Below are 12691 nucleotides of genomic sequence, written 5' to 3'. Positions count from 1 at the left end.
CGGTTTAGAGGCCCACCACGCCGCCGTCGTCCTTGGTAATGACGATGGTGGACGAACGGGGGCGCGCCACGGCGGTCGCGCTGGTCTGGCTGGCGGGCCAGGCCGAGGTCGGGGTGGCGATCGAGCCGCCGTCGCCCGGATGCTGGATGTTGACGAAGATCGTGCGGCCATCCGGCGTGGAGTCGATGCCGGTGATCTCGCAGTCCTTCGGTCCGACCAGGAAGCGACGCAGCGTCATGGCCGGGGCCTTGCCGACGATGGTCGCCTGGGTGCGCGTGGCGCCCGTCGAGCTGGTGTTGGTGATCGTCCGCGGGCCACCGTCGCCGACGACCCCGGGTTGGGCGACCAGCATCTGATTGTTGGTCTTGTCGGTGAAGGCCCCGTCATCGGTCTGGATCCACAACAGCGGATTGGCCAGTCCCGACGCATTCTGCGGGCGGCCGAACCACAGACCGTCCGGCGAAGAGAAGTCGTTGGTCGCATCGAGACCGGACAGGTTGATGTTGGTGGCGTCCAGAGCCGAGTCGGCACCGAAGGCATAGATGTCCCAGGTGAAGGTCACGGCCTCCGGCGTATTGCCGGTCTCACGCAGGCGGATGATGTGGCCGTTCGGGTTGCCGTACTGGGCCGTGTTCGCCGCGCCGCGCGGGTCGTTGTAGTGACGCGGGTTGGCGGCGTCCGTCGCGGCCAGCGGGCGCGAGCTGGCGTTGGTGTTCGTCAGGGTCAGGTAGACCTCGCCATTGGCCGGGTTGATCGCGGCCCACTCCGGCCGGTCCATCTTGGTCGCGCCGGCCGCGTCCGCCGCGTGGCGGGCGTTGATCAGGACGTCGGCCTGGCTGGAGAAGCTGTAGGGGGCATAGGCCGAGGTTACGAAGCCCTGGCCGAAGACCAGCGGCAGCCACGTGCCCGAGCCGCTGGCGTCGAAGCGGGCGACATAGAGGGTGCCGTTGTCCAGATATTTGTCGCCGATCGCCAGGCGGTTGGTCGCCGTCGCATCGGCGGCGGACCAGGCCGTGGCCGAGACGAACTTGTAGAAATAGTCGCCGCGGTTGTCGTCGCCCATGTAGAAGACGGGACGACGGCCGGCCACGAAGTTGGCGGGCCAGGCGCCCTCGTGGCCCATGCGGCCCAGGGCGGTGCGCTTGCGCGGCACCGAGTTGACGTCGAACGGATCGATCTCGACGACCCAGCCATACTGGTTCGGCTCGTTGCGGAAGTCGGCGGCGGCGTTGGCGCCCAGCACCGAGGCGTTCCACTTGGCGAACACGGTCGAGCCGGCCACCGACGGGGTGACGGAGGCCCAGTTGTTGGCGCCACCGGCGCCTTGCGAGACCCCGTAGCGGCTGAGGGAGGCGATCTCCTTGGCGGTGCGGGAGGCGTTGTCGGTGGACGAGCGGCGGAAATAGCCGGCCCAGTTTTCTTCGCAGGTCAGATAGGTGCCCCAGGGCGTATAGCCGTTGGCGCAGTTGTTGATCGTGCCGCGGCCCGCCACGCCCGTCGGCGAGTAGGCGGTGACCATGGCGGCGTCGCCGCGCACCGGTCCGCTGATGTCCATTGGCGTGTTGGGCGTGATCCGCCGGTTGAAGGTGGAGTTCTGCACATAGCTCCAGCCCGTGGTGCCGCGCAGCACCTCGATGACGCTGACGCCGTGGCACTCGATCTCCTTGATCGCCTCGGCCTCCGGGCGCGCGCCGGCGACCGTGGTCGGGCCGTTGGGGTGCAGATAGGTTTCGGTGATGTTCTCATGGTTCAGCACCAGCAGGCCGCGCGCGCTGGAGGTGTCGTCCCGCAGGCCCGAGGTCGCGCCCAGACCGAAGAAGGACATCCCGTCGTGGTGGTCGCCCGCGCGGTTGGCGAAGCCGGTGTCGGTGCCGTTGTTGGCATAGGCCGCCGTGGCGGTGTTGATCGGATCGCCGAGGCGATACAGGACGTTGACGCTGTAGCCGGCCGGCACCGTCACGACATCCAGGAAATTCTTGGCGATCGAGGTGAAGCCCAGGGTCGCCGGGCTGACGGCGACCGTGGTGGTGGCCGAGCTCGGCACGCCGTTGCCGCCCGAGCCGTTGAACGAGAACACCAGATTCGTCGCCGCCGTCACCGACGGCGCGATGAAGGTCGCGGTGTTGGTATTGGCGTTGGTCAGGACCACGGTCGGGCCCGACTCCTGAACCCATTGCACGGACGTGGTGCCCGAGGCGGTCCCCGTCAGGGTGACCAGCCGGCCGGAGTTGGTCGCGCCCGTGGTGCCCGCCGTGATCGTGGCTTCGCTGCCGCTGCGCCCATCGCCGTCATCGTCGCAGCCCGCCAGGCCGAACAGGGCCGCCACCGAGGCCATGCCGCCCAGGATGCCGCGGCGCGACTGGCGCTGTTCGATGATCGAGGCGAACGTGGGGTTGGACGAGACGTTGAGCTCGACGTCGCCATCGTCGTGGCTGCCGGTCAGATGAATTTCGGACATGAACTTCCCCAGATGTGTGTGGGGTCATGGGTATCGACGCTCGTTGAGGGTCGCGTGTCCGCGCGATTACCGTTTTATGGGTTTAACGAGACGGTCCCGCTAATCCCGTTCCGCGTTCGGAGGATCCATCCGAAGGCAGGCCGCGACGCAGGCCCGGGCCAGGACCTCGGCGGAATCCACCAGCGGCACCCGAACCTCAGGGGCGGCCAGCAACAGCGGCACTTCCGTGCAGCCGGCGATGATGACCTCGGCCCCGGCGTCCGCCAGGGACCGGGCCAGCCGCGCCATGGCGCCGCGGTTGGCGGTCCCCACATCACCGCGCTTGACCCCGTAGACGCACGCCATGAAGGCCTCCCGGTCCGCGCCCTGCACCGTCATCGGCGTGATCCCCTGCGTCGTCAGCGCCGCGCTGTAGAGGGCCTCCCCGCCCGGCGTGGCCAGGATGCCGACCCGACCGGGCCGGTATGGCCGGGCCGCGGCCACGGTGATCTCGATCATGTCCAGGAAGGGCAGGCCGACGGCCTCTATGCCCGCCTTCTGGGCGTGGGCCGTATTGCATGGCATCGCCAGCACCTGCGCCCCCGCCGCCCGCAGGCGACGCGCCATGGCCCCCAGTTCGGCCTCGGCCTCGCCCGGCCGGGTATTGCGGTCCGGCACCTGGGGGTTCATGTCCATCACGACCCGGATATGGTCTGCGTCGCCCTGCGCCGGCGTCAGCGCCTGCACCCGTGCCAGGAAAGCCACCGTCGCGGCCGGCCCCATGCCGCCCAGGACGCCCAGGACCCGACTCATTCGCCCCGTCCCGTCTCGTCGTGCCGGACCGGGCAGACCCGGCGCGAGCCGGTCTGGCGAAAGGGCGACAGCCGCAGCTTGGCCTCGTGGTCGCCGGGGCCGGGCTTACCGTCCGGATGCAGCCCGCGATAGTACAGCTTCTGCCACTGGTCGGCGGGGGCCTTGGGCTGGGCCTTCTTGACCCAGGCCTGGAAGGCCAGCCGCGCGTCGCGCCAGGCGTCGAACGACCTGAGCAGTTCCGGCTCGTCCTCCATCGGCCGCAGTTCGGGCTTCAGCCGCTCCAGCACGCCGCGCGGGGTCGGAAAGAAGAAGCAGAAGGGTTCGTTCTCCTCGAACCGGATCCAGACGTCCGGCCGGGTGAAGCGCCAGTTCATGGTGAAGGTATAGGGCGACCAGTCGGTCTCGATCACCCCGCCCATCGGGGCGATGCCGTCCTTCATGGCGTTGGGCGGTCCGCCGACCCACAGGTTCCAGCCCTCGGACGTCCGCAGGATGCCGTCGACGTGGAAGGTGATCGTGCCGCTCCCGAACAGCGAGGTCGGGGCCTTGGCCGGATCGGCCCCCTCATCCAGCACGATCTCGACCGCCCCGACATGGTCGCCGCCGTGCCAGCGCGCCTTGAAGCCGACGGGGCTCAGCATCTCCCAGCCATGGGTGTTGGCGATGGCCAGGGGCAGGCAGCGGTAGGCGAAACTGTCGGGCGTGGCATTCATCCAGTCCCGCCGGGGCGAGGCCGGGGCCACCCGCGGGGTCCAGCCGTCGCGCACATAGCAGACCAGTTCGGTCTCGGCCGCCCGCTGCGGCACGCCCCGCGGCCGCTCCGGCGCCGAACCCTTCAACCGTTTCCGCATGCCACGATCCCGTCCATTGCCCACGCCGCCTTATGGCATGCGGCCGGTCGACGGCTCCAGCGCTCAGTCTTTGCCGCCCGACGTGACGAACCGCACGATCCTCCCGGCACCAACTGACCGACCCGGGGTCTTTGACTTCCATTCGCAGAGCGGCGATAGGCTTCGGTCTTCATCGGGGGGTGAACCATGAACGCAACGAACCGCGTGCTCGCGCGCGCTGACGAACGCTTCTTCCTATGGTCCGCCATCGCCATGGCGCTGGTCATCGTGGCGGGCTTCTCGCTGCAGTTGACGGCCGGTCGGTCCAGCTTCCAGGCGCCGATGCTGGTGCATGTCCATGGCGTCGTCTTCATGGGATGGCTGGTCATCTTCCTGGCGCAGAACGCCCTGATCGCCACCGGACGGGTCGGCTGGCACCGACCGCTGGGGTGGCTGGCCGCCGCCTGGCTCGTGCCCATGCTGGTGCTGGGCTGGCTGGTCACCGTGGCCATGGTGCGCGAGGGCAGGGTGCCCTTCTTCTTCCGGCCCCTGCAGTTTCTGATCTTCGACCCCCTGTCGCTGGTGACCTTCATCGGGCTGACGATCGCGGCCATCGCGCTGCGCCGGTCCACCGACTGGCACCGCCGCCTGCATTATTCGGCCATGGCCATTCTGGTGGGGCCCGGCGTCGGCCGGCTGCTGCCCATGCCGCTCCTGGCCCCCTGGGCCTGGGAGGCCACCCTGTCCGTCACCCTGCTGTTCCCGATCGTCGGCATGCTCGCCGACCAGCGCCGCATGGGCCGCGTCCACCCGGCCTGGATGTGGGGCCTGGGCGTCCAGCTGGCCATGATCGTCACGGTCGAGGCGATCACCTATGCGCCGCTCGGGACCCTGTTCTACGACGCGGTCGTCGCCGGCAGCCCCGGTGCCGCCGTGGCCCCCCTGGACCTCGCCCCGCCGCCGGGCCCGCCGCCGGTCGCGACCGGGTCGCCGCCCTAGGGCTCCGCGGCGCGGGTCGGACGCAGCCGCTCGACCGGCTGCCCGTCCCGTCGCGACGCGGGGCTTCAGCCGGCGGGGGGCCCCTCCCGGCGGCCGGATCGATCCGGCTTGGCGTAGCCGCGTCCGTTCAGGATCGGGGCCAGGACGGCGCGGTCGGCAGGCCCCAGCGTGCCCAGTATGGCCACGGCCTCCGCTTCCAGAGCCTGGCGGCCCCGCGCCTCGGCGGCCCGGGCCTGGTCCAGCAGCGTCGCGACGCGGGCCGGGTCGAAGGGGTCTGCCTCGGCGGCGGCGATGGCCTGACGGCGGGCGTCGCGCGACGCCTGGAATTCGGGCCGGGCCCGCTGCGCCGCCGCGCGAAGCGCTTCGCGCACCGGCGCGCGCGCGGCCGGACTTAGGTCCCGGATCAGTTCACGGGCCGACGGCCGACGCGGGGCCTCCTCCCGCGTCTGTTCGACCCGGGCCGGTCCCCGCAGCGCGGTGAAGGCCGCCGTGGCGGCGAACAGGTTCGCGCCCATCGACACCGCCAGCGCCGCCCCCAGGACGATGGCCACGGTCCGCGCCTTCATCCCAGCACCATGGTGTCGTCCAGCCCCGTGACCATCGCCTGTTCCAGGACGAGATCGGTCTGGAGCTCGGCCGCCCTCTGACTGCCCAGGGTGGTGCCGAAGATCACGCCGGCGCAGGCGGCGGCGGCCCAGCCGACCCCGCCGATCCAGAACAGCCGCTTCAGCGCCGCCCCCATGCCCGCCCGGGCCTTCAGCCCCGCCGCGCTCGCCGAGGCGACCACCCGATCCCGCAGCGCCGTCGACACGATCGGCGGAGCGGAAGCGTCCAGGGCGGCGTCCAGCTGCCGCGCCGCGAACAAGGCCCGCTCGGCCGGCGCCGGGTTGGCCGCCATCCATCGCGCCGCGGCCTCGCCGTCGGCGGCGGGCCAGCGACGCAGGTCCCCGCCCCAGATCTCGGCCAGGGCCGTCAGCCTCGCTTCGTCCATCTCAATCCTCTCATGCCCGGTCATGGTTCAGCCCCGGGCGCCAGATCCGACAGGGTCTGACGCAGGGTCCGGCGGCCCCGCGACAGCAGACTTTCCAGCGCCTCGACGCTGACCGACATCACGCCCGCCGCCTCGATATTGCCGAGCTCCTGATAGTGACACAGCACGATCGCCTCGCGCTGCCGCTCGGGCAAGGCCGCGAGGGCCCGGTTGACCCGGTCGCCCAGTTCCGAGACCAGCAGGCCCCGGTCGGGCGCCGGCCCCGGATCGGGCCGGTCCGGCGGCGTCTGGGTCGGCACCTCGCGCCGCCGACGCAGCCGATCGTAACACAGGTTCAGCCCGACCCGGTGCAGCCAGGTGTCGAACTTGGCCTTGCCCGGCTGCCAGCGCGGGGCCTGTTTCCAGGCCCGCATCAGGGCGTCCTGCGCCACGTCCTCGGCCTCGGTCGCATCGCCCAGCATGCGCTGCGCCAGCGCCAGCATGCGCGGCAGCTTGCGCGCCACCAGGGCCTGGATCGCCGCCGGGTCGCCCTGACCCACGCGGCGCACCAGATCCTCGTCGGGGTCGACGATCGCAGCCAAGCGGTCCCTTTCCGGACAGGAGAAAGAGGCGGACGTGCGCCGTCGACCCCGACATGAACCCTACTCCGAAGGCGCCGTCGAAGGCGACGGGGTTGCGGCGTTTCGGGCGGCCCGGCGCTCGCCCCGATGCTCATGACGCGCCTTGCGCATCTCGCCGCGCGCCGCCTGACGTTCCTCGGCCGTCAGATAGCCGTCGCCGTCCGTGTCCATCCGGGCGAAGGCCGCCGTGCTGCGGGCCTGAACCTCGGCGATGGCGACGGGGCCACGCTCGCCCCGATCGCGCGCCGCGCGAGGGCCGCGATCTTCACCGCCCGGACCCCGACCGCCCCGACCGCCACGCTCGCCGTGGAGGGTGACGAACTCCTCGCGGCTCAGGCTGCCGTTGCCGTCGACATCGGCGCGATCGAACCGCGCCGAGGCCTGCTGGTTCCGCCGCGTGTCGATGCCCGAACGCCGCTCCTCGGCCGAGACGGAGCCGTCGCGGTTGGCGTCGACCGCCGTCAGCATGGCCACGCGGCCCTCAACGAACTCCGTCCGGCTTATGCGGCCGTCCGCGTCGGCGTCGGCGCGCAGGGCCGGGCGCTCAGCCTGCGGACCGGCCTGTGGCCCGGCCTGATACGCGCTCTGCGCCACGGCGGCACCCGCGAGGATGGCCAGGACGCCGGCGGCGGCCGTGGCCAGAAGGGTCTTTCTCATGATGTCGTCTCCGAAGGGGCGCGCCCTGCGCGGCCCCGAACTTGCCCACCAGCCCATTGAACGCAGGGCGGGGCTGAGTCCGTCGCGGGCCCGCAGAGGTCAGGCGGCGTTGCGCCTGGGCGGGGCCGTGTCCTTGAAGAATCGCTGCCCCAGCCACAGGGCGACCGAGACCAGCAGGATCAGCACCGGCACCTCGACCAGCGGTCCGATCACGGCGGCGAAGGCGACCGGCGAGGCCAGGCCGAAGGCGGCGATGGCCACGGCGATGGCCAGTTCGAAATTGTTCGAGGCGGCGGTGAAGGCCAGGGCCGTGGTGCGCGGATAGTCGGCCTGGATCAGCCGCCCCATCAGGAAGCTGACCAAGAACATGATCAGGAAATAGATGGTCAGCGGCACGGCGATGCGCAGGGCGTCCAGCGGCAGGGCGACGACCTCCCCGCCCTTCAGGCTGAACATGGCGACGATGGTGAACAGCAGGGCGACCAGGGTGATCGGGCCGATGCGGGGCAGGAATCGCCGCTCGTACCAGTCGGCCCCCTTGCGCCGAATCAGCACCCGCCGCGTCAGGAAACCGGCCAGGAAGGGCAGACCCAGATAGACCAACACGGCCCCGGCGATGGTCAAGACGCTGACCGCCACGAGACTGCCCTGCAGCCCGACCAGGGGTGGCAGGACCGACAGGAAGAACCAGGCATAGACGCTGAAAAACAGGATCTGGAAGATCGAGTTGAAGGCCACCAGACCGGCCACATACTGGTTGTCGCCCCGCGCCAGCTCGTTCCAGACTAGGACCATGGCGATGCAGCGCGCCAGGCCGATCAGGATGACTCCGGTCATGTACTCGGGATAATCGCGCAGGAAGATCACGGCCAGGGCGAACATCAGCACCGGCCCCAGCACCCAGTTCTGAACCAGGGACAGCAGCAGCACCCGCTTGTCGGCGAACACCCGCGGCAGGGCCTCGTAGCGCACCTTGGCCAGGGGCGGATACATCATCAGGATCAGGCCGATGGCGATCGGGACATTGGTCGACCCGACCGACAGGCTCTCCAGCCAGGCCGGCAGGCCGGGGACGAAGGTCCCCAGCGCCACGCCCAGGGCCATGGCGACGAAGATCCATAGCGTCAGGCCGCGATCCAGAAAGGACAGGCGACGCGGCGGCTCGGCCTCATAGGTGACGGGGGTATCGACCATCAGCGGACCCTCCGGCCGTCGGGATCGATCACCACCTCGCCATCCTCCTTGACGAAGGGCGTCAGCCCCTCCTCCGGCAACAGGTCCAGCACCACCTCCGACGGCCGGCACAGGGCCACGCCCTTCGGCGTGACCACGATCGGCCGGTTGAGCAGGACGGGATGGGCCTCGATCGCGTCCAGCAACTGATCGTCCGTCCGCGCCGGATCGCCCAGGCCCAGGTCGGCGAAAGGCGTCCCCTTCTCGCGCAGCACCTCACGCAGCGGCACGCCCATGCGGGCCACCAGCGCCTGGACCATGGCGCGGCTGGGCGGGGTCTTCAGGTATTCGATCACATGCGGCTCGATCCCCACGTGCCGGATCAGGGCCAGGGTATTGCGCGAGGTGCCGCAGGCGGGGTTGTGATAGATGACGACGTCCATGGCTCAGGCCTCGCAGGCGACCAGTTCGGCCATCAGGGGTTGGCAGATCTCGGCCCGCCCCTGGCAGCAGTCGGTCAGCAGGAAGGCCACCAGCCGCCCCAGCCGCTCCAGGTCCGCCGTATAGACGATCGAGCGGCTATGTCGGGTGGACCGGATCAGCCCGGCCCGGCTCAGCACGCCCAGATGCACGGACATGGTGTTGGCCGGGACCGTCAGGGCCGCCGCGACCTCTCCGGCCGGCAGACCGTCGGGCGCGTTCCGGACCAGCAGCCGGAACACGGCCAGCCGCGTGGGTTGTGCCAGGGCGGACAGGGTGGCAATCGCAACGGCATCGTCTTCCATATTTCCACTTTAGTGGAAATATGACTCAGGTCGCAAGCCGGTTAGGAGCGCGGGGGCGGCAAGACCTTGTCGAACGCCGTCCTCGCCGCCTTGCGCGTCTTTTCCAGCCTCTCGACCAGGCCGTTGAAGTCGCGCTCCCCCGCCGCCTCGGCCAGGCGGGCATGGAAGGTGGCGGACTCGGCCTCGACGTCGGCCCGGTCGTCGAAGGCACAGGCCAGCAGCTGGGCCAGACCCTGCTGCAGGGCCCAGGCCGCGTGCAGGGCCTTTTCGCCCGCCAGCTGGTCCAGGGTCGAGACGCTCAGCGGCCTTCCCCTCGCGGCCGCCTCGAGCTGGCGGAACTGGCCCACGAACTCGGCGTCGACCAGCCCACCCGGCACCAGTTTCAGATCCCAGAAGCCCGAGGCCCGGCGTTCGCGCTCCATCAGGTCGCGCATGGCCCGGACCTCGGCCGCCACCTTCACGCCCGGGCGAGGCCGTCGTAGGGCGGCCTCGATGGCGCCGGTGACGCGGTCTCCGAAGGCCGGGTCGCTGGCCCAGGCGACCCGGGCGCGGGTCAGGGCCATGAACTCCCAGGTCGCGGCCTCATCGGCATAGTAGGCGCTGAAGCCGGACAGGGGCACCGACACCGGCCCCTTGGACCCCGAGGGCCGCAGCCGCATGTCGACCTCATAGAGGCCGCCCTCCGCGGTGTGGGTGGACAGGGCCGAGATCAATCGCTGGGTGAAGCGAACGTAGAAGGTGTCCGCCGACCATCCCCTGCCGGCCGACACCGCCTCGGGCGGGGCGTCATAGACCGTCATCAGGTCGAGATCGGACCCCGCCGTCATCTCGCGCGACCCGGCCTTGCCCAGGGCGATCACCGCCACCGCCCCGGGAAAGGCTCCGCCCAGCCGTTCGGCCTCCGCCAGGGCGGCCGCCGACAGGGTGCGCATGACGGCATCGGCCAGGTTGGTGAAGCCTCGCCCGGCCGCCTCGGGCCCGACCCGGCCGGTCAGGGTCTGCATGCCGATGCGGAAGGCCTGTTCCCGGTGAAGGCGGCGCACGGCGTTCATCGCCCCCTCGAAATCGCCCGCCGCCCGCGCCTCCTCCTCCATCTGGTCGAACAGGCCGGTGTTGATGCCCAGCTCGGTCTCGAACCGCGCGTCCAGCATGGAGTCCAGCGCCGCCGGATAGCGGCCCAGCGTCCGGGCCAGGCGGGGCGCGAAGGCCATGACGCCCACGATCCGCTCGAACAGCTCGGTCTGGTTCAGGAACAGGGCCTGGACCTGCACCCCCGCCGACAGGCCGGAAAAGAAGACCGAGAACCGCCGGAACGCCGCGTCGGCCGCGCCGGTCCGGGCCAGGGCGGTCAGCAGGCGCGGGGCCAGCCGCGTGAACAGCTCGCGCCCCCGCGCGGACCGGGTCGCCGGGATCCGTCCATGGTGCCAGGCCCGAATGGCGTCGGCGACGTTGGCGGGATCCGAGAACCCCATCCGCCCCAGGGTCGCCAGGGTCTCGGGATCGTTGTCCACCCCTGTGAAGACCAGGCTGCCGAAGGGCGAGGACAGTTCCTCCCCGCCTTCGAACAGGGCACCGTAGCGCCGGTTGACCCCCAGCAGGATCGCCTCCACACCCGCATCGAAGATCGGCAGATCCTCCTCGCCGGCCAAGGCGGCGACGGCGGCGCGGCGGGCCGGATCGGCGGGCAGGACGTGGGTCTGTTCGTCGTCCAGCATCTGGATCCGGTGTTCCAGACCGCGCAGCTCGACATAGGCGTCGGTCATCTCGGCGGCGACGGCCGCGGGCAGGTGGCCCCGGTCCACGAGCGCGGCCAGGGCGTCGACGGTGCGGGGACTGCGCAGCAGGGGGTCGCGTCCGCCCAGGATCAGCTGCTGGGTCTGGGCATAGAATTCGATCTCGCGGATACCCCCGCGCCCCAGCTTCAGATTGGCTCCCGCCGCCTCCAGCCCCTCGCCCGTCTTGTGGACATGGATCTGGCGCTTGATCGCCTGGATATCCAGCACGGCCTGATAGTCGAGGCTGCGGCGCCAGACGAAGGGCACCAGGGCGCGCAGGAAGTCGGAGGCGGCCGCGAAGTCGCCGCAGATCACGCGCGCCTTGATGAAGGCCGCCCGCTCCCAGTTCTGGCCGACGGATTCGTAGTAATCCAGCGCCATGGGCACGGCCACCACCGGCGGGGTGGACGACGGATCGGGCCGCAGCCGCAGATCGACGCGGAACACATAGCCGTCGGCGGTGCGCTCGCTCAGCAGGGCCGCCACCCCCTGGGCCACCCGGTTCACCAGCCCCTGCGCCTCCGTCCCCTCGGCCAGGACGGGGGCCAGTCGGTCCGGATCGAAGAACAGGCTGAGGTCGATGTCCGAGGAATAGTTCAGCTCGAACGCCCCGTGCTTGCCCATGGCCAGGCCGAACAGGCCGGGGATCGGCCCGCGCGTGTCGTTGGCGGGGGTCAGCAGCTTGCCGCGCCGACGCAGGTCCTCGGCCACGCCGGACAGGGCCGCGCGCGACGCGACGTCGGCGAAGCGGCTCAGCGCGCCCGTGACCTGGTCCAGGTCCCAGACTCCGCCCAGATCGGCCAGGGCGGTCAGCAGGTGCAGCTCGGCCTTCAGATGGCGCAGGGGTGCCCGCATGTCATCGGCCCCGCCGGTCAGGGCGATGGTCCGGGCGATCACATCCGCCAGGCGATCCTCGACCGGATCGGTCAGCACACGTTCAAGCAGCGTCGGCCAACGACGCATCAAGCCCGCCAGATAGGGTGCTGCGCCCGCGACCGGGGCCAACGCCGGCCAGGCAAGGTCCAGCACGGCGCCCCAGCCCTCGGCCCCCGCCGCTGGACCCAGGGCCGCCCGCAGACGATCCGCCGCCGCCCGGTTGTTCACGGGGCCACAGGGCTGCAGTCGCGCGGCGAGGGCGTTGGACGACCCCGTCACCCCGGATGAGCTTCCGCCTCGGCCTCGGCCCGGCCCATGACGGCCGCCTCCGTGTCCGTAACGGATCCGGTCTTGAACAGGTATTTCTTCATCTGGTCGGCGAACTCGGCGTCGTTCTGGCGCAGCCACTCCAGCACCATACAGGCATGTTCGATCTCCTCGCGCGCATTGTGCAGGAGGATGCGGTTCAGCTCGGGATCCTCGCAATCCTCGGCCCGCTGGCGATACCAGTCGACCGCCTCCAGCTCCTCCTTCAGCGAAGTGATCGCGTGATGAACGTGCAGGGTCGCGCGTGTGAGGCGATCCCGGCTGACATGCAGGCCTTCACTGGACATGGCGGTTCCTTTGGACGTCGGGGAGGAGGTAGAACGTGGGGCTGGGAGTGGCGGCGCGACCGCGCCGGACGCAAGGTCCAGTGCCGGCGGCGCGGGCCGACGACGGCGCTTCTGCCAGGGA

The 12691-nt window shown here is 70.7% G+C and carries 13 protein-coding genes; 1 reads left to right on the top strand and 12 read right to left on the bottom strand.

Annotated elements, in window-relative coordinates:
- Positions 1 to 4: 4 nt before the first annotated feature.
- The 3 genes from BZG35_RS04560 to BZG35_RS04550 form a co-directional block, all read right to left on the bottom strand.
- Positions 5 to 2458, bottom strand: coding sequence for a PhoX family phosphatase (locus BZG35_RS04560; RefSeq protein WP_077354578.1), 2454 nt, complete (start codon positions 2456 to 2458; stop codon positions 5 to 7).
- Positions 2459 to 2557: 99 nt separating this feature from the next.
- On the bottom strand, positions 2558 to 3250 hold the full coding sequence (locus BZG35_RS04555) for an aspartate/glutamate racemase family protein (RefSeq protein ID WP_077354577.1): 693 nt from the start codon (positions 3248 to 3250) through the stop codon (positions 2558 to 2560).
- Positions 3247 to 4101 carry a DUF6065 family protein gene (locus tag BZG35_RS04550; protein WP_077354576.1) on the bottom strand — a complete coding sequence of 285 codons (855 nt, stop codon included), beginning with the start codon at positions 4099 to 4101 and terminating at the stop codon, positions 3247 to 3249. The genes BZG35_RS04555 and BZG35_RS04550 overlap by 4 nt, the downstream gene beginning before the upstream one ends.
- Positions 4102 to 4287: 186 nt before the next feature.
- Between BZG35_RS04550 and BZG35_RS04545 the strand changes: the two genes are divergently transcribed.
- Positions 4288 to 5079, top strand: coding sequence for a hypothetical protein (locus BZG35_RS04545; protein ID WP_077354575.1), 792 nt, complete (start codon positions 4288 to 4290; stop codon positions 5077 to 5079).
- 65 nt (positions 5080 to 5144) lie between these two features.
- Here the strand turns inward: BZG35_RS04545 and BZG35_RS04540 are convergent, their stop codons facing one another.
- The 9 genes from BZG35_RS04540 to BZG35_RS04500 all read right to left on the bottom strand — a co-directional run bounded on the left by BZG35_RS04540 (position 5145) and on the right by BZG35_RS04500 (position 12570).
- A complete protein-coding gene (locus BZG35_RS04540) occupies positions 5145 to 5630 on the bottom strand; it encodes a periplasmic heavy metal sensor (protein ID WP_216351885.1) in 486 nt (161 codons plus the stop codon).
- 11 nt (positions 5631 to 5641) lie between these two features.
- Positions 5642 to 6070, bottom strand: a complete 429-nt coding sequence (locus tag BZG35_RS04535; RefSeq protein ID WP_077354573.1) for a hypothetical protein — start codon at positions 6068 to 6070, stop codon at positions 5642 to 5644.
- Between the two features lie 20 nt (positions 6071 to 6090).
- The gene (locus tag BZG35_RS04530) at positions 6091 to 6651 is read right to left on the bottom strand and encodes an RNA polymerase sigma factor (protein ID WP_077354572.1); all 561 of its coding nucleotides are present in this window, start codon (positions 6649 to 6651) and stop codon (positions 6091 to 6093) included.
- A gap of 60 nt (positions 6652 to 6711) precedes the next feature.
- Positions 6712 to 7347, bottom strand: a complete 636-nt coding sequence (locus BZG35_RS04525) for an EF-hand domain-containing protein (protein ID WP_171981879.1) — start codon at positions 7345 to 7347, stop codon at positions 6712 to 6714.
- 99 nt (positions 7348 to 7446) lie between these two features.
- Positions 7447 to 8541: an ACR3 family arsenite efflux transporter gene (gene arsB, locus BZG35_RS04520; protein ID WP_077354570.1), complete on the bottom strand. Its 1095-nt coding sequence runs from the start codon at positions 8539 to 8541 to the stop codon at positions 7447 to 7449.
- Positions 8541 to 8963: an arsenate reductase (glutaredoxin) gene (gene arsC / locus BZG35_RS04515; protein ID WP_077354569.1), complete on the bottom strand. Its 423-nt coding sequence runs from the start codon at positions 8961 to 8963 to the stop codon at positions 8541 to 8543. The genes arsB and arsC overlap by 1 nt, the downstream gene beginning before the upstream one ends.
- Positions 8964 to 8966: 3 nt before the next feature.
- On the bottom strand, positions 8967 to 9305 hold the full coding sequence (locus BZG35_RS04510) for a helix-turn-helix transcriptional regulator (RefSeq protein ID WP_077354568.1): 339 nt from the start codon (positions 9303 to 9305) through the stop codon (positions 8967 to 8969).
- A 41-nt stretch (positions 9306 to 9346) separates the two neighbouring features.
- Positions 9347 to 12235, bottom strand: a complete 2889-nt coding sequence (locus BZG35_RS04505) for a bifunctional [glutamine synthetase] adenylyltransferase/[glutamine synthetase]-adenylyl-L-tyrosine phosphorylase (protein ID WP_077354567.1) — start codon at positions 12233 to 12235, stop codon at positions 9347 to 9349.
- Positions 12232 to 12570 carry a ferritin family protein gene (locus BZG35_RS04500; RefSeq protein WP_077354566.1) on the bottom strand — a complete coding sequence of 113 codons (339 nt, stop codon included), beginning with the start codon at positions 12568 to 12570 and terminating at the stop codon, positions 12232 to 12234. The genes BZG35_RS04505 and BZG35_RS04500 overlap by 4 nt, the downstream gene beginning before the upstream one ends.
- Between the last annotated feature and the right edge of the window lie 121 nt (positions 12571 to 12691).

It is taken from the genome of Brevundimonas sp. LM2 (genome assembly GCF_002002865.1).
Lineage (GTDB): Bacteria > Pseudomonadota > Alphaproteobacteria > Caulobacterales > Caulobacteraceae > Brevundimonas.
This window is presented reverse-complemented; position numbering and strand designations above follow the sequence as displayed.